This is a genomic window from Streptomyces sp. NPDC006925, from assembly GCF_042869575.1.
In the GTDB taxonomy this organism is placed as follows: Bacteria; Actinomycetota; Actinomycetes; order Streptomycetales; family Streptomycetaceae; genus Streptomyces.
Window position 1 is genome coordinate 507,795 of record NZ_JBIAGB010000001.1, and the last position, 16,941, is coordinate 524,735.

The following is a 16,941-nucleotide window of genomic DNA, read 5'->3' on the forward strand; positions in this document are numbered from 1 at the left end:
GGGGGCGGGCCGCGCGCGCCCGCCCCCGCCCCCGCCGCCCCGCGCGCCCCCCGCCCCCCCCCCCCCCCCCCCCCCCCCCCCCCCCCCCCCCCCCCCCCCCCCACGGCTCAGACCGTACCGAACGCCTCGCCGCCCACCTCGACTCGCGCGCTGCCCGCCGTCGCGTCCGCCAGCCAGCTGCGGAAGTCGGCCAGGTCGGCGTCGGGCAGACCGATCTCGATGGCGACCTCGGCGCCGTAGCGCACTTCGCGCACCTCCCGCCCGGTGGCGCGCAGTTCGTTCTCCAGGCGTCCGGCGCGCTCGTGCCCGACCGTGACCGTCAGCAGCCGGAAGCGGCGTCTGGTGACGGTCCCCACCGCGTCCAGGGCCTCGCCGACCGCACCTCCGTAGGCGCGGATCAGGCCGCCGGCGCCCAGTTTGACGCCGCCGAAGTAGCGGGTGACGACGGCGACCGTGTACCGCACCTCGCGCCGCAGCAGCATCTGGAGCATCGGCACTCCCGCGGTGCCGCCCGGCTCACCGTCGTCGTTCGCCTTCTGGATGCCCGCGTCGGCTCCGAGGACATAGGCCGAGCAGTTGTGGTTGGCACCGGGGTGCTGCCTGCGGATCCGGGCGATGAACTCCTGGGCCTCGGCTTCCGTGGCCGCGGGCGCGAGGGCGCACAGGAAGCGGGAGCGGTTGACCTCGGTCTCGTGCACGCCCTCCCCGGCCACGGTGACGTACTCCGCGGGCCCTGGCTGCCGCTCCTGCTGTGCGTGCTGCTCCTGGTGCATCCCGCCAGCCTATGGCCGCAGCCGCGGGAATCGGCGGGGGGTGCTGTCCGTTGTCCCGAGGAGCTGGTCTGCCGCAGAGGAGAGAGTGATGTACGGCGATACCGGGACGGTGCGGGAGATTCTCACCGAGCTGGGTGACACCTGGGCGGTGGTGGGGCTGTCGCAGAACACCTCCCGACCCGCCTGGGGGGTGGCCGAGGTGCTGCAGCGATTCGGCAAACGGGTCGTTCCGGTCCACCCGAGCGCGGAGACCGTGCACGGCGAGCGCGGCCACGCGACGCTCGCGCAGATCCCGTTCCCGGTGGACGTGGTGGACGTGTTCGTCCGCTCCGAGCTTGCGGGACAGGTGGCCGACGAGGCGGTGGCGATCGGTGCACAGGCTGTCTGGTTCCAGCTCGGCGTGGTGGACGAGGCGGCCTGGGAGCGCACCCGGGCGGCCGGACTCCGGATGGTGATGGACCGGTGTCCGGCGATCGAGATCCCGCGGCTGGGGTGAGCACGGAGCCGACCGCCGCACGGGAGCGGTCGGCGCCCCGCCGGCGGGAGCGACGTGGCAGACACCCGGACCACCGGCGCGGCCGTCCGGTTCAGCGGGGCGCGGGGACTGCGACAGCCATGGTCATCTCGACGTTCTCCGGCCCGTCGTTGCGGTAGCCGTGCGGGACGTGGGACTCGAAGCACGCGGACGTCCCGGCCGGCACCGTGTAGGGGTCGCCGTCCACCTCGAGGGTGAGCGTGCCCGTCGTGACGTGCACGAGTTCCGTGGTGCCCAGCGGGTGCGGATCGGAACTGCTGGCGTCTCCCGGTGCCAGCTTCCAGTGCCACAGCTCCAGCGGACCGGGCGCCTCGGTGCCCGCGAGCAGGGTGCTGTGGCTGCCCGCCTCGGTGGACCACAGCCGCACCGCCTGCTCCGGCGGCACCAGGCGGACCTGCGGCTCCTGGTCGAAGTCCAGGAGTGAGGTGATGCTGACGCCGAGTGCGTCGCCGATCTTGACGACGGTGCCCACGCTGGGGTTGGTGCGGGCCTGTTCGATCTGGATGAGCATGCCCCTGCTGACACCGGCCCGCGCCGCGAGGGCGTCGAGGGTGAAGCCGCGCTCGGCCCGCAGATGTTTCAGGTTGCGGGCGAGCGCCTGCGTGAGGTGGTCGAGGTCCGTCACGGTGTTCCGCACCATCCAAAATATTAAATGACAGAGTGCATTGCGATGTACTACGGTGTGCTGGACTTGAGCGTTCACCACACTGTACTGCGAGGGAATTCGCCATGACCGCTGTCTTCGCGCTGGCCACCAGCCTCCTGTGGGGGCTGGCCGACTTCGGCGGCGGGCTGCTCAGCAAGCGACTGCGCGAGCTGACGGTGGTGGTCGTCTCGCAGGGCGCGGCCTGCCTGGTGCTCGGCGTCATCGTGCTCGCCACCGGCGCCTGGGGCGAACTGGACGCGCGCCTGCTGTGGTGCGCGGTGGCGGCCGGGGCCATCGGTCCGGTGTCGATGCTGTGCTTCTACCGGGCGCTGGCCGTCGGCCCGATGGGAGTGGTCTCCCCCGTCGCCACCCTCGGCAGCGTCGCCGTGCCGGTGGCCGTCGGCATGGCCCTGCACGGCGAACGGCCGGGCCCGCTCCAGGCCCTGGGCACCCTGGTCGCCGTCACCGGAGTGGTGCTGGCCGGCGGCGTGGGCGGCGGAGGCACACCCGTGCAGCGGCGCACGGTCCTGCTCACCCTCATCGCGGCCTTCGGCTTCGGCGCGACGATGAGCCTGGTCGCCGAGGCGTCCACGACGCTCGCGGGGCTCTTCCTGACGCTGTTCGTGCAGCGGGTGGTCAACGTCGTCGTGGGCGGCGGAGCGCTCTGGGCCTCGGTGCGGCGCGGCACACCGGCGCTCCCCGAGGAGGGCCCGCGGGCGGTGTGGGCTGCGCTGCCCGCGCTGACCTTCGTCGGTCTGGCCGACGTCGCCGCCAACGGGACGTACGCGGTCGCCGCGCAGCACGGCCCCGTCACGGTGGCCGCCGTCCTCGCCTCGCTCTACCCCGTCGTCACCGCGCTCGCCGCACGGAGCGTGCTCCAGGAGCGACTGCGCGCGCTGCAGACCACAGGCGCCGGGCTGGCGCTGCTGGGCACGGTCCTGCTGGCCTCGGGCTGACCGGAGCACCGGCTCAGCCGCCGGACGACGAGCCGTCGGACGGCTCGGCGTCCGGCGCGGCAGGCAGGTCGGCGAGGGCGACCAGCTCCTGCGGACTGACGCCCTCGGGAACCGGCACCGGCGGCGGGGTGCGCAGCGGCGGCTGCCACCCCTGCTCCGGGTCCAGCCGACGGACCACCCTGGCCGGGGCACCCGCGACCACGGAGTGATCGGGTATCTCACCCCGCACCACGGCCCCCGCCGCGACCACCACGTTGCGCCCCAGCGTCGCACCGGGCAGGACGACGGCCCCCGCGCCGATCCAGCTCCCCGCACCGATCTCCACCGGTGCGGTGCGCGGCCACTGCTTGCCGACGGGCAGCTCCGGGTCGTCGTAGGAGTGGTTGGTCGAGGTGATGTAGACGTACGGGCCGCAGAACACGTCGTCGCCGAGACTGACCCGGGTGTCCGCGATGATGTGGCTGCCCCGGCCCAGCACCACACCGTTCCCCAGCCGCAGCACCGTCTCCGGCCCCAGCTCCAGGTCCGGCATCATCCCCGCCGTCAGCGTGACGTCCTGGCCGACGATGCAGTGGTCGCCGAGCTCGATCCACGGCGTCCCGAAGAGCGTCCCCTGCGGAAAGGCGAGCCGTGTCCCGGTCCCGATACGGCGGAACGCGTACGGCCCCGGGCGCCGCGCGGTGACGGCCCCCGCCTGCCGGGCCCGGCGCCAGAGGCCGTGCACGGCGCGGGAGGTGAGGGAGGAGAACGTGTTCCTGAGGGATGGCACGCCGTCACCGTAGCGCCCCGGCACCGCCGCGCCCCGGTGAGGTTCCTCACCGGTAGCTTCGAGCGACGCTCCCGCCGGGCGCGGGGTTCGCAACCGCCGCGAGCAGGGGCGCGCCCGGTCGCCGAACCGCTCAGGGGGCGGCCGGCCGTTCCCCGGCGGTTGCCCCGCGGTGCTGCTCGGCCAGGTCCACATAGCCGAGCGCGTTGAGGCGCACGCCCTCGAACTCCTCGTCCGTCAGCTGCCGCCGCACCTTGCCGGGCACCCCGGCCACCAGCGAACCGGGCGGCACGACGGTCCCCTGCGGCACCAGGGCCTGGGCCGCGACGAGGGAACCGGCACCGATGCGGGCGCCGTTGAGGACCGTGGCGCCCATGCCGATCAGCACGTCGTCCTCGACCGTGCAGCCGTGCAGCACGGCGTTGTGGCCCACGGTGACCCGGGCGCCGACCTCGACGGGGAAGCCGGGATCGCCGTGCACGGTGCAGTTGTCCTGCACATTGCTTCCCTCACCGAGCACGATGGGGGCGGCGTCGGCCCGCAGCACGGCGCCGTACCACACGCTCGACCCGGCCGCCAGGGTGACGTCGCCCGCGATCACCGAGGTCGGCGCGTTGAACGCCGTGGGATCCAGCTGCGGTTCGTGCCCGCCGACCGTCACGATCAGCCCGTACTGTGTCACGCTGCTCTCCACTCCGGATGTCTCGCCGGCCGTTCCCGCTCAGTCGCCGACCGGGGCCGACGGGGTGCCGTCGCGCTCGGACCGGCGGGGGTCGCCCTCCGCGGCGGGCGCGTGGTCGTCCTCCCGCGCGGCGGCGCGCTCGGACCGGTGCTCCTCGACCGCTTCGGCGGCCATCTTCGCGGCCCGGCGCTTGACGATCACCATGGAGGCGAGACCGATCAGCACGGCGGCCACCAGCCCGAGCCAGGAGAAGCGCTTGAGCCACGCCTCGGCGACGATACCGACGTAGTAGATGACCGCGGTCGTGCCGCCGGCCCACACCACACCGCCCAGGACGTTCGCGGTCAGGAACTTCCAGTACGGCATCTTCAGCACGCCCGAGAGCGGCCCCGCGAAGATCCGCAGCAGGGCGATGAAACGGCCGAAGAAGACGGCCCACATGCCCCACCGCTGGAAGGAGCGCTCGGCGGTGGCCACATGGCCGGGACCGAAGTGTTTGGGGAACTTCCCGCCCAGCCAGTCCAGCAGCGGCTTGCCGCCTCTCCGGCCGATGGCGTACCCGATCGAGTCACCCACGACGGCACCGACCGTGGCGCAGGTCCCCAGGATCAGCGGATCGATGTGCCCCTGCTGCGAGGAGAGCAGCGCGGAGCTGACGAGGACGATCTCTCCCGGCAGCGGGATCCCCAGGCTCTCCAGCCCGATGACCACCCCCACCAGGAGGTACACGCTGACGGCCGGAACGCTCTCCAGCCAGTCCTGGATGTGCAACTGCGGCTTCCTCTCATGACATCGGAGCACGAGCTGCCATGACGGCACGAATTCGGAAGCCTACTCGACCGCGGGCCGGCCCGCGTCCACTGCCTCGCGCGCCGCTCCCCTGCCGGAGGGCACCGGGACCGGACCGGCGGCGCGGAGCGGCGTCAGTCGTTGGGCCGCAGGGTCCACACGACGGTCATCTCGCTGGTGACCGCGCCGTCGGGGCGGCGGAGCGCGACCCGGACCGGGAACTCGGGGCGCTCTCCCCGGTCCAGCTCGGCGATCACCTCGGCGGCCGGGCGGCCGAGCTCGGCGGTGGCGGTGACCACCCCCTTGGCGATCTTCTTGAAGTCCATCTCGGCGCGTACCGGCAGCGGGACGGCGCGGGAGAGCTGGTCGGCGAATGCGGCCAGGGTCACCGCGCCGGTCGCGGACTCGGCAAGCGTGAACATCGCGCCGGCGTGCGGGCCGCCCACGTGGTTGTGGTACTCGCTCTGGTCGGGCAGGGAGACGACGACCCGTTCCGGCGAGGTCTCCAGGTACTCGAGGTTGAGCGTGCGGGCCATGGGCACGGAGGCCCGCATCAGCTCGCCGATGTCCGGCTGCGACTGTGTGGTCATGGCCGCACGTTACCACTCGGTAACTCGGGGCGGGAGAATCGTTCCTTCCCGCTTCGGCCCCATTCGTGTAGCGGGTCCGTACCGATCCAGGACCGCGCCGTGGCCGACGCGGAGACCGCACCATAGGGTTGTCGGCCATGTGGCCAGGACAGCAGCCGCCCGGGGGCGAGCAGAACCCGCAGCAGCCGAACCCGTACCAGCAGCCCGGGTACGGGCAACCGAACCCGTACCAGCAGCCCGGCTACGGGCAGCAGCCGCCGGGCCAGCAGCCCGGCCAGGGGCAGCAGCCGGGCCCGTCGGGCTATGGCCAGCAGCCCGGACAGGCTCCCCACCCCTATGGTCAGCCGGGCGGCCCGGGGCAGTCGGGACAGTGGGGCCCGGGGACCATGCCCGGCAGCCCGCAGTCCCCCAAGGGCGGAGGCGGCGGAGGCGGCCGGAACAAGACGATCGCCATCGCGATCGTCGCCGCTGTGGCGGTCATCGCCGCGACGGTGGCCGGGGTCCTCGTCCTCGGCGGCGACGACTCCGGCGGGGGCAAGAAGAACGAGGCCGACAAGACCTCCTCGCCCTCGGTGAAGACGAAGCCGGAGAAGAGCGAGAAGGGCGAGCCGGGAGGCGGCGGCGCCTCCAAGGACCCCTCGGACCCGGTGGTGGAGGGGTGGCAGACCGTCGTCAACCCGAAGTGGTACTCCGCCTTCGACGTCCCCGACAACGACGACTGGACCCTCGCGAGCACGGGCACCATCACCGGATTCGAGGACGACAAGGGCAAGGTCCTGGTCGCCATGTCGGCGCCCGCCTACTACAAGGACGACTGGTGCAAGCGCAGCAGCCGCGCCGGCGTCGGCACCAAGGGCGCGCAGGGTTCCAAGGACACCAAGGAGGCGGCGCGGATCGCCGCCGGCAACTTCGCACTGGCCGGCTACGACCAGAAGCAGAAGGGCACCCTCAAGGTCTCCAAGCCCAAGCCGTTCAAGAACGACCACGGCATCAAGGGTCACACCGTCACCGCCAAGATCACCGGAGCCCCGAAGGAGGACAAGTGCTCCACCAGCGCGGGCAAGGTCGTCACGGTCTCCTGGATCAACAGCAACGGTGACCTGGCGATCTGGGTCCTCTACACCGACGCCGGCGTCAAGGACGAGGTCCCGGACGCGACCATCAAGAAGATGACCGGCAGCCTCCGCGACTACGACGGCGGCGGGGACGAGCCCCGCGGCTGACCCCGCCCCCCGGACCACGGGAACCGGACGGCGACGGCGCCCTCAGCCCAGGCTGAAGGCGCCGTCCGGCGGTTCGGGGGACGGCACCGCCTCGCCGTCCTCGACAGCGCGCACACCCCGCGTGAAGTGCTCCAGCGCCGTGCCGTGCTCCACCCGGGCCGGGAACGGATCGGCCGAGCAGCGGCGGGCCAGCTCCGCGAGCGGCTGCTCCGCGTGCGAGGCGAGCAGCAGGATGTTGCCGAACCGGCGGCCGCGCAGCACCGCGGGCTCCGCGACGAGCGCGAGCTGCGGGAAGACCGCGGCGAACGTGGCCAGTTGGGAGGCGAGGAAGCGGAACGGCGCGGCGTCGGCGAGGTTGGCCACGTACAGACCGCCGGGACGCAGCACCCGCGCCGCCTCGCGCGCGTACGGCAGCGTGGTCAGGTGCGCGGGCATCCGCGAACCGCCGTACACGTCGGAGACCAGGACATCGGCACCCGCCGAGGCCGAGGACTCCAGCACGGCCCGCCCGTCGGCCGCCTCCACCGCGACCTCGGCACCGGCCGGGAGCGGCAGCTGCTCGGTGACGAAGGCGGTCAGCTCCGCGTCCGGTTCGGCCACCCGCTGCCGGGAGCCGGGACGGGTCGCGGCGAGATAGCGCGGCAGGGTGAGCGCTCCCCCGCCGAGGTGGAGCACGTCCAGCGGCGCTCCGGGCGGCGCGGCGAGGTCCAGCAGATGGCCGACCCGGCGCGCGTACTCGAACTCCAGATGCCCGGGTTCGTCGAGGTCGACGTACGACTGCGGGGCACCGTCCAGCGTCAGCAGCCAGGCCCGGTCCCGGTCGATGTCCGGCAGCAGCTTGGCCGTGCCGCCCGCGACGGTTCGGATGCGGGGTATCTGCTCCCCGTCGGCGTCGGTCTCCACCCCTCCATTGTGCGGGCCCGCCGCGGCCTCAGCGCACCCCGGTCCCGGGGTGCCGGGGCCGCGGGGCACGTTCCGGCAGCGGCACATAGGTGTCGACGGCATCCAGCAGCGCCTCGATCGAGCCCGTCCAGCGCGGATCGCCCTCGAGAGCACGGCGGGCGGAGACCCGGACGGCCGGGAGGTTCCCCCCGGCGAAGCCGTGCGCCGCCAGCAGCGCCCGCACCTGGTGCTCGACCCGTTCGCTCACTTCGTCGCTGCCCGCCTCGGCCATGGTGAGGGCGACGACCAGATGGACCAGGCCGCCGCGGCGCGCGAGCGCGAGCTGCTCGGCGGTTCCCGGACGCACGCCCTCGCGCACGGAGACGACGAGCAGCGCGCCGTCCAGACCGGTGCGGACCCCGGAGGCGTCCGCACGCCCCCGGACCGACGCACCGGCGCCGCGGCGCGGAACGGTGCCGGACACCACGCGCGGGGCCGGATCCAGGACGGTGTAGTGCCGGGTGTCGGTGGCGTACCGGAAGCATCGGAAGCGCTGCCTGCGGGCCGGCGGGTATCCGTCCGGGCGGACGGCGGCCGCCTCCGATCCCGGCCTGCGGGGAGCCGCCCCGGGCCCGCGGGCGGCCAGCGCGACGGCCAGTGTGGTCTTGCCGTGCCCGGAATGGCCCAGCGTGCCGATGGTGAGGTGGGGGACGGGGAACGGGGCGGTGCGCGGGTGGCTGAGGCCGGACATGGGTGCCCTCCTGGACCGGTACGGACGAGTCGGGACCCCGGAAAGCAGCCGACCCTCCCCTGTGGGGTCCTCGGCCGGTCCGGGAGGGTCAGCGTCGGCGGGGGCGGCCGCCGGGCGGAACGGAGTGGACGTGCGCGCCCGCCGTCGGCAGGAGGGCAGCCCGCGCGGCGGCCGCCACCGCGGCCGGAGCACAGAGAAGGGGCAACCCGGGCACCCCGAGATCATCGCCCGTTCAACCACCGCCCGTCGAACGGATTTCGGCCGCCTCCGCAGGGCGGCCTTCCGGCCCTGGTGGAAGCGGACATGGCCACCCGGGGAACAGCGCTGCGGAACGGCACCTTTCGGGCATTCCGCAAGGCTTCGAACGGCGGGGGAACCGATTCGTCGGTTACGCTCCCAGCGTGCCCGTCCCCGCCACGCAGCCAGACGGACTCCCCGGCCGTCTCACCCGGACGCTGCTCTCGCCATGGTCCCGCCTCGCCCTGCTCGCCGCACTGCTGTGCGCGGCCGCGACGGCGATGCTGCTGTACGAGCCCCAGCGCCTGCTCGCCCAGGGCTGGCCCCCCGAGATCGCCGGAGGCGCGGCCGTCGCCCTCTTCGGCGCCGCCTACGGAGTGTGCACGGCGGCCTTCGTCCCGCGCCCCGTGCTCAACGTGGCTGCCGGTGTCCTCTTCGGGGCGCAGGCGGGCACCTTCTCGGCGACGGCCGGCACGGTGATCGGCGCGGGCATCGCGTTCGGGCTGGGCCGGATGCTCGGCCAGGACGCCCTGCGCACCCTGCTGCGGGGCCGCTGGCTGTCGTCCGCCGACCGGCAGTTGAGCCGGCACGGCTTCCGCTCGATGCTGATCATCCGGCTGCTGCCGGGCGTGCCGTTCGCGGCTTCGAACTACGGTGCGGCCGTCTCCCGGATGCGCTGGCTCGCCTTCCTGAGCGCGACCGCGCTCGGCTCGGTGCCCAACACCGCGGCCTATGTCATCGCCGGGAGCAGCGCCGCGACTCCGACCTCGCCGGTCTTCCTGGCCTCGTTCGCCTTCATCGCGCTCTCCGGGCTGGCGGGCGCTGTGATCGCCTGGCGCAAGCGCGCCCAGTTGCGGGGCACCGCTCCGGGCGGGGACACGGCCCCCGGGTCCGCACTCGCACACGAGGCCCGCGCCCCCGCCGCCGCTCCGGCACCGGTCCCCCGCCCGTGACCCCGACTACCACAGGGACGAGCTCCGCAGCAGATGTCTTGGTTTGAATCCTTCGTCCTCGGACTCGTCCAGGGACTGACCGAGTTCCTCCCGATCTCCTCCAGCGCCCATCTGCGGCTGGTCGCCGCCTTCGCGGGGTGGCAGGACCCCGGCGCGGCCTTCACCGCCGTCACCCAGATCGGCACCGAGACCGCCGTCCTGATCTTCTTCCGGAAGGACATCGGCCGGATCCTCGCGGCCTGGTTCCGCTCCCTCTACAGCCCGGCGGCCCGCAGCGACCACAACGCGAAGACGGGCTGGCTCGTCATCGTCGGCTCCATTCCGATCGGAGTGCTGGGGCTGACCTTCAAGGACCAGATCGAGGGCCCGTTCCGCGACCTGCGGCTGATCGCGTCGACGCTGGTGGGCCTCGGCATCGTGCTGGGCATCGCCGACCGGATGGCGGCCCGCGACACCAAGGGCGGCCGCCACCGGGCACGGCGGGAGCGGAAGTCCCTGGAACAGCTCACCGTGCGCGACGGCCTGCTCTACGGTTGCGCGCAGGCGCTGGCACTGGTACCCGGAGTGTCCCGGTCCGGCGCCACCATCAGCGGCGGACTCTTCATGGGCTACCGCCGCGAGGCCGCGGCCCGCTACTCCTTCCTGCTGGCCGTACCCGCGGTCCTGGCCTCCGGGCTGTTCGAACTGGCGGACATCGGCGAGGGCCACGTCTCCTGGGGGCCGACCCTCTTCGCCACCGCACTGGCGTTCGTGGTGGCCTATGGCGTCATCGCCTGGTTCATGCGCTTCATCTCCACCCGCAGCTTCATGCCGTTCGTCATCTACCGGATCCTGCTCGGAGTGGCCCTCTTCGCCCTGATGGCGGCGGGCGTCCTCAGCCCGCACGCGGGCGAGTCGGTGGGCTGAGCGCCCCGCGGCCCGCGCCCCGTTCCCCGGGCCTGGGCCGAGGAGTCCGGGGGCCGGGCCGGAAGGCTCCCCGAGCACCCGTCGGCTCAGCCGCGGCGCCGCTGGTGCTCCTTCGCCCGCCTGCGCCGGAGCACCAGCAGATCGACAGCCGCGATCAGCGCCAACGCGGCGCACAGCGCCGCGAGCACCATCAGGACCCGGTCGCTGGGGGTGCTGTGGCTGCCCGAGGCCGCGGCCCACCAGGCGAACAGCGCGGCGGCCGCGGCGAAGAACGGCACTCCGACGGACGACAGCAGAGTGCGCAGCCACAGGTCGCTGCGCGCGGTCACCGGTTCCGTGCCGGAGCGGGAACGCCGGGAGCGGCGGTCGTCGTTCCGGTCGGGCCCGGGCTGCGGTGGCTGGGACACGGGGAACTGCCTTTCGCCGGTGTGCTCCCCCATGATTCCCGCCGCGCCGCGGAATCCTCGTGCAGGCGCGCCAGGCGCCACCGGTCACAGCCCCGGCAGCACGTCCTGGTCGACCTCGTGCCGGGGCGGTTCGGGAGCGGTGCGCAGGGACAGCTTGTGCCGGCAGTCGGGCCCCAGGCCCCAGAGCCGGGAGGCGCGGTCGCGCAGCGGCTGCCCGCACATCCGGCACAGCACCCGTCGTCCACCGACGGGTTGGCTGTCGGGGAGCACCACCGCCTCGGCGCGTTCGCCGCGCTCGCCTCCGCCGCCGTGCGGCTCCTCCTCCGCGGCCATCCGCGGCCCCCTTCCGCTCCGTCCGGGCGGTTCCCCGCCGGCCCGCACCGTACCAACGCACCCACCCGTGCGGAGCAGGCCGAAGTGCGGGTGGCGGCGTGCACGCCCACGGTGGGCGTGGAGACAACAGCCACCTCTCTCGGGAGAGCACATGCGTATCCGCACCGCCCTCGTGGTCGGCGCGCGCTCGGCGCCACCGCACTGCTCGGCTCCACGGGAACCGCCGTCGCCGGCGACGATCCGGTGGTGCGAATGAGCGGCACGTCGCCCGGCGTCCTCTGCGGCGACGACGTCCAGCTACCCGCGAAGGTGGGTGCGCACGTCTGCGGCGATCCGCTGCTGAGCCCGGCGGCGCAGAACCACCGCAAGAACCACTGTTAGGTCCCACCCGAGCAGCATCAGCACGTCGGCCGACGGACCCCGCCCCGCACCGCGCGGAGGCGGGGTTCCGTCGGTTCGCGGGGAGCGATCCGCCCGCTGACCGGTTGTGCCGTCGGGGATCCGGACTGCCACACTTGCGGTATGGACAACTTCTACCGTGGTCCCGCGACCTTGCTGACCGGGGCCGCCGAGGTGCCGGTCGACGTAGCGCTGTTCACGGAGACCACCGGCCCCGGGACCGCGTGGTCCGGCACCATGAGGCCCGAGGGCGACCAGCGACTGTGGACCGAGCTGGAGGGCGACACGGCCCGGCTGCGGCTGGCGGACGGCCGCGTCTGCCGGGTCACTGTGCTCGGCAGCGGGTTCGGTCCGGTCGAGGTCTCGGGCGAGGGCCCGTTCCCCGCGGAGCCCTGACGGGCGGTCTTCCGCGGCCCGCCGCCGGCACCGCGCCGATGTGACGGCCCGGAGGAACGCCGGCACGGGGCGGCCGGTCCGGAGCCACGTACGACCCGACCGGCCGCAGTGGCCCGTGCACCGTTCGGCGGGCCGGGCGGCCCCGACCGGTGCCTCCCGGGTCCTACCGGGCCGCCTCCGGCAGACCGGGCGTCCACCGGGGGATATCACCTGGCAGGGGGAGACGGGGCCGTGCCGTACTCCGCTGGTGGTACATCAAGACGGTGCCGGCAGGTGACGACAGGCCGTCAGGAATACGGAACCGTGGAGGGCATGAACGCGATGCCCGACCGGTGCTGCACGGAGCGGATATGAGCGCACTGACCCTGGCGGTGCTGCTCTCGCTGGTATCCGCGGTGAGCTACGCACTGGCCGCGATCGTGCAGGAGAAGATCGCCACGTCGACCGAGCCGAGCCGATGGAGGCTGCTGCGCTCCGGGATGTGGTGGACCGCAGCGGCCCTGCAGGGGGCGGGAGCACTGCTGCACGTGGCGGCGCTCGCCCAGGGGCCGCTGACCGTCGTTCAGCCGCTGGGCGTCCTCACGCTCGTACTCGCCGCCCCGCTGGCGGCGCTTCTGGGGCGGCGGCCGGTGACCCCCTCCGCATGGCGGGGCATCGTGCTGGTCTCGGCCGGTCTGGTCGGCATCCTGCTGCTGACCGGGGACACGGGAGTGAGTTCCCTCGACAGCGGCGGCCAGTTCCTCCTCGCGGGCTGCGTCCTGGGCCTCGTCGCCCTGCTGGCGGGCACGGCGGCAGCGGTACGGCGCACGGTGCACGGCCGCCCCGGCGGTCGGCTCGGCGCGCTGCGGAGCATGGCGCTGGCGCTGACCGCCGGGGTGGCATACGGCGCGGCTTCGGTCTTCGTCAAATCGCTCGCCGAGGGCTGGGCCTCGGCTCCGCTCTCCGTCTCCGTGCCGCTCGCGGGCCTGACGGTGGTGCTGGCAGCCACCGGGCTGGCGAGTTCGCAGGCGTCCTACCGGGACGGCGGGCTGGCGACACCGCTGGCGACCGCCACCGTGGCCAACCCGGTGGTCGCCGCGGCGGCCGGGATACTGCTGCTGGAGGAGAGCTTCCGGTACGGCGCGACGGGCACGGTGCTGGCGCTGGCCGCGGGGGCGCTGGCCACCTGGGGGCTGGTCGTCCTGACGTCCGACAGCGCGCGGCAGGCACGCGCGGAGGGGGCCGGGCAGTCCCACCGCGCGTCCCGGCCGGGAACGACCGATGGATCGGATCGCACCGACCGACCGGATCGCACCGACCGACCGGATCGCACCGACCGACCGGATCGCACCGACGGACCGGATCGCGGGCCGGCAGCGGAGTCCGCGGTGCTGCGGACGTCGGAGGCGGAGGTGCACACCGTCGTCCCCGGCCCCCGCACTTCACCGGCGCATCCGGCCGGTGGCCGCACCGTGACCCTGTCCGCACGGTGACCCTGTCCGCACGGTGACCGGAGTGCACCGGCCGGGCGGCATACGGCACCCGGCCGAGGCCCGCAGCCCGTAGGGACGCCCGCAACCCGACGCCCACACCCTTGCGGCCCCTCGCCCCGGCGGGGACCACGCCGGGGCGGGCGGACCACGCCCGGCACCGGCCCGTCCGGCTCCGGGCGGCGCGGAGGGCCACGCCGCGCCCGCCCGGGTACGCCCCTCGCCACCGCGCGCGCCCTCCCGCACACTGGTGATCGGACCACCGGACGAAGGAGGGCGCCCATGCCGCCGTGGCCGGCGTCCCGCTGGGCCCGTCGGGTGCTGCCGCCGGTGGCGGGCGCGCTGCCGGTGCTGGCGTTCCCCGCGCCCGGGCTGTGGTGGCTGGCGTACGTGGCGCTGGTGCCGTGGCTGCTGCTGTTGCGCGCTGCGCCGTCGGGCCGCGCCGCCGCGCTCGCCGGATGGTCGGGCGGCACGGGGTTCATGCTGGCGATGCACCACTGGCTGATGCCGAGCCTGCATGTGTTCATCGTCCTCCTGGCCGCGCTGCTGGGGCTGTTGTGGCTGCCCTGGGGCTGGCTTGTGCACCGGCTGCTGGGCGGCGCTCCCGGCGCCGGTCGGCTGGCGGCGGCCGTGGTGCTGGTCCCGTCGGGCTGGCTGCTGGCCGAACTGGTCAGGTCCTGGGAGTACCTGGGCGGTCCGTGGGGGCTGCTGGGCGCGAGCCAGTGGGAGGTGCGGCCGGCCCTGCACCTGGCCTCCGTGGGCGGCGTGTGGCTGGTGAGCTTCCTGGTGGTGGCCGTGAACACCGCGCTGGTCGCGCTGACGGCGCTGCCGCGTGCCCGGACGGCAGCGCTGCTGGCGCTGGTGTCCGTCGCCGCCGCCGGCACGGCCGCCTGGGTGTGGGCGCCCCGGCCCGAACCGGCGGGCCACGCCCGGATCGCCGTCGTGCAGATCGGGGAGACGCAGTCGCGGCAGGAGCGGTTCGCGCGCGGCGAGGAGCTGACCCGCCGGCTGGCCGGCCGCGATCCGGACCTGATCGTGTGGGGGGAGAGCAGCGTCGGCTACGACCTGGCCGGCCGTCCCGGGTTGGTGCGCCGGCTGTCCGCGCTCTCCCGGCTGACGGGGGCTCCGCTGCTGGTGAACGTCGACGCGCGGCGCAGCGACCGGCCGGGCATCTACAAGAGTTCGGTGCTCGTGGACGAACGGGGACTCACCGGGCAGCGCTACGACAAGATGCGGCTGGTGCCCTTCGGCGAGTATGTCCCGGCCCGGTCGGTGCTCGGCTGGGCGACGTCGGTGGGCCGTGCGGCGGGCGAGGACCGCAGGCGCGGCGAGGAACCGGTGGTGATGCGGGCACACGGACTGCGGTTCGGGCCGCTGATCTGCTTCGAGACGGCCTTCCCCGACATGAGCAGGCAGCTGGCCGCCGAGCACGCCCGGATGGTGGTGGCGCAGTCCTCGACCTCCTCCTTCCAGCACAGTTGGGCGCCGCAGCAGCACGCGTCGCTGGGGGCGCTGCGGGCGGCCGAGTCGGGGCGCCCCGTGGTGCACGCGACGCTCACCGGGGTGAGCGCGCTGTACGGCCCCGGCGGCGAGCGGGTGGGGGACTGGACGGGCGTCGGCACCAGCGCGGCGCGGCTCACCGAGGTGCCGTTGGCCTCGGGGACGACGCTCTACGTACGCTTCGGCGACTGGACGCTACGGCTCGCGCTGACCGCGCTGGCGGCCTACGGCGTGGTGGAGGGGGCGCGTGCGGCACGCGCGCGCGGGGCGCGGAGCCGCTCGCAGCTCAGCGGGACTGCTCCAGTGCGTCGTTGACGACGCGTTCGCACAGCTCGTGGGTGCGCAGGGCGTCCTGCGCATCGAGGGTCCTGCCGTCCCGCACGGCCCCGAGAAAGGCGAGCACGCACTGCTCGATGCCGCGCTGCCGGGCGACGGGCACCCAGTCGCCGCGGCGGCGGACGCTGGGCTGGCCCTTGTGGTCGACGATCTCCGCCAGGTCGCGGACCTCGCGCTTGGCGTCCTGGCCGGAGACCTCCAGGACCTCCTGGGCCGAGCCGGAGAGCCGGTTCATGGCGCCGAGTGCGGTGAAGCCGTCACCCGCGAGCTGGAGCACGACGTGGTGCAGCAGCCCGTCGCGGACCCGGGCCCGCACGTCGATGCGGTCCGGCTCGCCGGGGACCAGGAAGCGGAGCGTGTCGACGACGTGGATGAAGTCGTCGAGCACGGTGCGGCGGGGGTCCTCGGGCAGGCCCACCCGGTGCTTCTGCAGGAGGATCAGCTCTCGCGGGTGCTCCAGGCACTGCGCGTACCCGGGGGCGTGCCGCCGGTTGAAGCCGACCGCGAGGCCGGTGCCGCGGCGCTCGGCCAGCTCCACCAGGGCCCGGGAGGTGGCGAGCTCGTAGGCGAGGGGCTTGTCGACGAAGGTGGGCACGCCGGCCTCCAGCAGCCGCCGGACCAGCTCCGGGTGCGCGCTGGTGGCGGCGTGCACGAAGGCGGCGTCCGGCCTGGCGGCGAGCAGTCCGTCCAGGCCGGTGTGGCGGTGGGCGGCCGGGACCCGGTAGGCGTCCCCGACGGCGCCCAGGGTGGCCGGGGTGCGGGTGACCAGATGCGGCTCCAGGCCGGGCTGGGCCATGAGTACCGGCAGGTACGCCTTTCCGGCGATGTCGCCGAGTCCGATCACGCCGATCCGCACGGGCTCTCCCTCGCTACTGCGGTGCTGACTGTGACTGGGCAGCATACGTGCGAGGCGGCCGGGCTGCCGCGGGCTCCACCTCGAACCACGCACGCACCCGGGCGGCCCTGCTGGAGGCGGCCGTGCGGCGACTGACGGAGCTGGAGGGCTCCGTGCTGCACACCGCGGAGATGGCGGTGGCGGCGTCCGCCGGGGCGGACGAGGGGCCCGAGCCGCTCGCCGGCCGCGCTGCACCGCCATCTGACCCGGCACCGCGTCCTGCTGGTGGCCCGCTACGAACTGGCGCTGGAGGCCACCCGCCGCCCGGAACTGCGGGCGCACTACGACAGAACCGGGCTGAGCGACTTCGCCGGGCCGCTGCGCGCGCTGCTCGCGGCGGCCGGCTCCCGCACCGCCGAGCGGCACGCCCTCTCACTGCTGGCCTGGTGCGACGGCATCCTCTTCACCTGTACGGCGGGCACCTTCAGCAGCACCGTCCCCACCGAGGAGGAGCTGCGGGAGAGCGCGCGGGAGATCCTCACCGGCATACTGGCACCGCGCGACTGACACCGGCACC

The 16,941-nt window shown here is 74.2% G+C and carries 21 protein-coding genes; 10 read left to right on the forward strand and 11 right to left on the reverse strand.

Annotation, left to right across the window (positions count from 1 at the left end; genetic code table 11):
* Positions 1–107 precede the first annotated feature (107 nt).
* On the reverse strand, positions 108–773 hold the full coding sequence (locus ACFYNS_RS02340; protein WP_388600191.1) for a YigZ family protein: 666 nt from the start codon (positions 771–773) through the stop codon (positions 108–110).
* Between the two features lie 88 nt (positions 774–861).
* Here ACFYNS_RS02340 and ACFYNS_RS02345 point away from each other — a divergent pair, with 88 nt between their 5' ends.
* Positions 862–1,269: a CoA-binding protein gene (locus ACFYNS_RS02345; protein WP_388600194.1), complete on the forward strand. Its 408-nt coding sequence runs from the start codon at positions 862–864 to the stop codon at positions 1,267–1,269.
* A 91-nt stretch (positions 1,270–1,360) separates the two neighbouring features.
* Here the strand turns inward: ACFYNS_RS02345 and ACFYNS_RS02350 are convergent, their stop codons facing one another.
* Positions 1,361–1,948, reverse strand: coding sequence for an XRE family transcriptional regulator (locus ACFYNS_RS02350; protein ID WP_360300028.1), 588 nt, complete (start codon positions 1,946–1,948; stop codon positions 1,361–1,363).
* Between the two features lie 89 nt (positions 1,949–2,037).
* Between ACFYNS_RS02350 and ACFYNS_RS02355 the strand changes: the two genes are divergently transcribed.
* Positions 2,038–2,910 (forward strand): DMT family transporter, encoded by an 873-nt coding sequence (locus ACFYNS_RS02355; RefSeq protein ID WP_360300025.1) that lies wholly within the window; start codon positions 2,038–2,040, stop codon positions 2,908–2,910.
* A gap of 13 nt (positions 2,911–2,923) precedes the next feature.
* Here the strand turns inward: ACFYNS_RS02355 and ACFYNS_RS02360 are convergent, their stop codons facing one another.
* The 4 genes from ACFYNS_RS02360 to ACFYNS_RS02375 form a co-directional block, all read right to left on the reverse strand.
* Positions 2,924–3,679, reverse strand: a complete 756-nt coding sequence (locus tag ACFYNS_RS02360; protein ID WP_388600197.1) for an acyltransferase — start codon at positions 3,677–3,679, stop codon at positions 2,924–2,926.
* A 130-nt stretch (positions 3,680–3,809) separates the two neighbouring features.
* On the reverse strand, positions 3,810–4,358 hold the full coding sequence (locus tag ACFYNS_RS02365) for a gamma carbonic anhydrase family protein (RefSeq protein WP_360300019.1): 549 nt from the start codon (positions 4,356–4,358) through the stop codon (positions 3,810–3,812).
* A gap of 39 nt (positions 4,359–4,397) precedes the next feature.
* On the reverse strand, positions 4,398–5,129 hold the full coding sequence (locus ACFYNS_RS02370; RefSeq protein WP_360300017.1) for a DedA family protein: 732 nt from the start codon (positions 5,127–5,129) through the stop codon (positions 4,398–4,400).
* Positions 5,130–5,281: 152 nt separating this feature from the next.
* The gene (locus ACFYNS_RS02375) at positions 5,282–5,737 is read right to left on the reverse strand and encodes a DUF4442 domain-containing protein (RefSeq protein ID WP_360300014.1); all 456 of its coding nucleotides are present in this window, start codon (positions 5,735–5,737) and stop codon (positions 5,282–5,284) included.
* A 137-nt stretch (positions 5,738–5,874) separates the two neighbouring features.
* Here ACFYNS_RS02375 and ACFYNS_RS02380 point away from each other — a divergent pair, with 137 nt between their 5' ends.
* On the forward strand, positions 5,875–6,960 hold the full coding sequence (locus ACFYNS_RS02380; RefSeq protein WP_360300011.1) for a hypothetical protein: 1,086 nt from the start codon (positions 5,875–5,877) through the stop codon (positions 6,958–6,960).
* A gap of 42 nt (positions 6,961–7,002) precedes the next feature.
* On the opposite strand, the gene ACFYNS_RS02385 is transcribed toward ACFYNS_RS02380, so the two are convergent.
* Complete coding sequence (locus ACFYNS_RS02385) at positions 7,003–7,863, reverse strand: spermidine synthase (protein WP_388600200.1); 861 nt, start codon at positions 7,861–7,863, stop codon at positions 7,003–7,005.
* Positions 7,864–7,891: 28 nt separating this feature from the next.
* Positions 7,892–8,593 carry a GTP-binding protein gene (locus ACFYNS_RS02390; RefSeq protein WP_388600202.1) on the reverse strand — a complete coding sequence of 234 codons (702 nt, stop codon included), beginning with the start codon at positions 8,591–8,593 and terminating at the stop codon, positions 7,892–7,894.
* A gap of 401 nt (positions 8,594–8,994) precedes the next feature.
* Between ACFYNS_RS02390 and ACFYNS_RS02395 the strand changes: the two genes are divergently transcribed.
* Together ACFYNS_RS02395 and ACFYNS_RS02400 are read left to right on the forward strand one after the other, a co-directional pair.
* Complete coding sequence (locus ACFYNS_RS02395; RefSeq protein WP_388600205.1) at positions 8,995–9,783, forward strand: TVP38/TMEM64 family protein; 789 nt, start codon at positions 8,995–8,997, stop codon at positions 9,781–9,783.
* 33 nt (positions 9,784–9,816) lie between these two features.
* Positions 9,817–10,689 (forward strand): undecaprenyl-diphosphate phosphatase, encoded by an 873-nt coding sequence (locus tag ACFYNS_RS02400; RefSeq protein ID WP_388600207.1) that lies wholly within the window; start codon positions 9,817–9,819, stop codon positions 10,687–10,689.
* A gap of 86 nt (positions 10,690–10,775) precedes the next feature.
* Here ACFYNS_RS02400 and ACFYNS_RS02405 read toward each other — a convergent pair whose 3' ends face one another.
* A complete protein-coding gene (locus ACFYNS_RS02405; RefSeq protein ID WP_388600210.1) occupies positions 10,776–11,096 on the reverse strand; it encodes a DUF6343 family protein in 321 nt (106 codons plus the stop codon).
* A gap of 84 nt (positions 11,097–11,180) precedes the next feature.
* Positions 11,181–11,429, reverse strand: a complete 249-nt coding sequence (locus ACFYNS_RS02410; protein WP_360299994.1) for a DUF6011 domain-containing protein — start codon at positions 11,427–11,429, stop codon at positions 11,181–11,183.
* Positions 11,430–11,681: 252 nt separating this feature from the next.
* Here ACFYNS_RS02410 and ACFYNS_RS02415 point away from each other — a divergent pair, with 252 nt between their 5' ends.
* The 4 genes from ACFYNS_RS02415 to lnt all read left to right on the forward strand — a co-directional run bounded on the left by ACFYNS_RS02415 (position 11,682) and on the right by lnt (position 15,508).
* The gene (locus ACFYNS_RS02415) at positions 11,682–11,810 is read left to right on the forward strand and encodes a chaplin family protein (protein ID WP_360299991.1); all 129 of its coding nucleotides are present in this window, start codon (positions 11,682–11,684) and stop codon (positions 11,808–11,810) included.
* Between the two features lie 141 nt (positions 11,811–11,951).
* A complete protein-coding gene (locus tag ACFYNS_RS02420) occupies positions 11,952–12,224 on the forward strand; it encodes a hypothetical protein (RefSeq protein ID WP_360299988.1) in 273 nt (90 codons plus the stop codon).
* Positions 12,225–12,574: 350 nt separating this feature from the next.
* Positions 12,575–13,696 carry a DMT family transporter gene (locus tag ACFYNS_RS02425; RefSeq protein ID WP_388600215.1) on the forward strand — a complete coding sequence of 374 codons (1,122 nt, stop codon included), beginning with the start codon at positions 12,575–12,577 and terminating at the stop codon, positions 13,694–13,696.
* Between the two features lie 279 nt (positions 13,697–13,975).
* Entirely contained in the window at positions 13,976–15,508 is a 1,533-nt protein-coding gene (gene lnt / locus ACFYNS_RS02430) for an apolipoprotein N-acyltransferase (RefSeq protein WP_388600217.1), read from the forward strand.
* On the opposite strand, the gene ACFYNS_RS02435 is transcribed toward lnt, so the two are convergent.
* A complete protein-coding gene (locus ACFYNS_RS02435) occupies positions 15,480–16,385 on the reverse strand; it encodes a Gfo/Idh/MocA family oxidoreductase (protein WP_360303499.1) in 906 nt (301 codons plus the stop codon). The genes lnt and ACFYNS_RS02435 overlap by 29 nt on opposite strands.
* Before the next feature lie 264 nt (positions 16,386–16,649).
* On the opposite strand from ACFYNS_RS02435, the gene ACFYNS_RS02440 reads away from it, so the two are divergent.
* On the forward strand, positions 16,650–16,931 hold the full coding sequence (locus tag ACFYNS_RS02440) for a hypothetical protein (RefSeq protein ID WP_388600219.1): 282 nt from the start codon (positions 16,650–16,652) through the stop codon (positions 16,929–16,931).
* Positions 16,932–16,941: the final 10 nt, after the last annotated feature.

Coding starts and splice junctions, on each gene's coding strand:
- ACFYNS_RS02340 (WP_388600191.1), bottom strand. CDS start 773: ATGCACCAGGAGCAGCACGCACAGCAGGAGCGGCAGCCAGGGCCCGCG.
- ACFYNS_RS02345 (WP_388600194.1), top strand. CDS start 862: ATGTACGGCGATACCGGGACGGTGCGGGAGATTCTCACCGAGCTGGGT.
- ACFYNS_RS02350 (WP_360300028.1), bottom strand. CDS start 1,948: ATGGTGCGGAACACCGTGACGGACCTCGACCACCTCACGCAGGCGCTC.
- ACFYNS_RS02355 (WP_360300025.1), top strand. CDS start 2,038: ATGACCGCTGTCTTCGCGCTGGCCACCAGCCTCCTGTGGGGGCTGGCC.
- ACFYNS_RS02375 (WP_360300014.1), bottom strand. CDS start 5,737: ATGACCACACAGTCGCAGCCGGACATCGGCGAGCTGATGCGGGCCTCC.
- ACFYNS_RS02380 (WP_360300011.1), top strand. CDS start 5,875: ATGTGGCCAGGACAGCAGCCGCCCGGGGGCGAGCAGAACCCGCAGCAG.
- ACFYNS_RS02390 (WP_388600202.1), bottom strand. CDS start 8,593: ATGTCCGGCCTCAGCCACCCGCGCACCGCCCCGTTCCCCGTCCCCCAC.
- ACFYNS_RS02400 (WP_388600207.1), top strand. CDS start 9,817: ATGTCTTGGTTTGAATCCTTCGTCCTCGGACTCGTCCAGGGACTGACC.
- ACFYNS_RS02410 (WP_360299994.1), bottom strand. CDS start 11,429: ATGGCCGCGGAGGAGGAGCCGCACGGCGGCGGAGGCGAGCGCGGCGAA.
- ACFYNS_RS02415 (WP_360299991.1), top strand. CDS start 11,682: ATGAGCGGCACGTCGCCCGGCGTCCTCTGCGGCGACGACGTCCAGCTA.
- ACFYNS_RS02420 (WP_360299988.1), top strand. CDS start 11,952: ATGGACAACTTCTACCGTGGTCCCGCGACCTTGCTGACCGGGGCCGCC.
- ACFYNS_RS02425 (WP_388600215.1), top strand. CDS start 12,575: ATGAGCGCACTGACCCTGGCGGTGCTGCTCTCGCTGGTATCCGCGGTG.
- lnt (WP_388600217.1), top strand. CDS start 13,976: ATGCCGCCGTGGCCGGCGTCCCGCTGGGCCCGTCGGGTGCTGCCGCCG.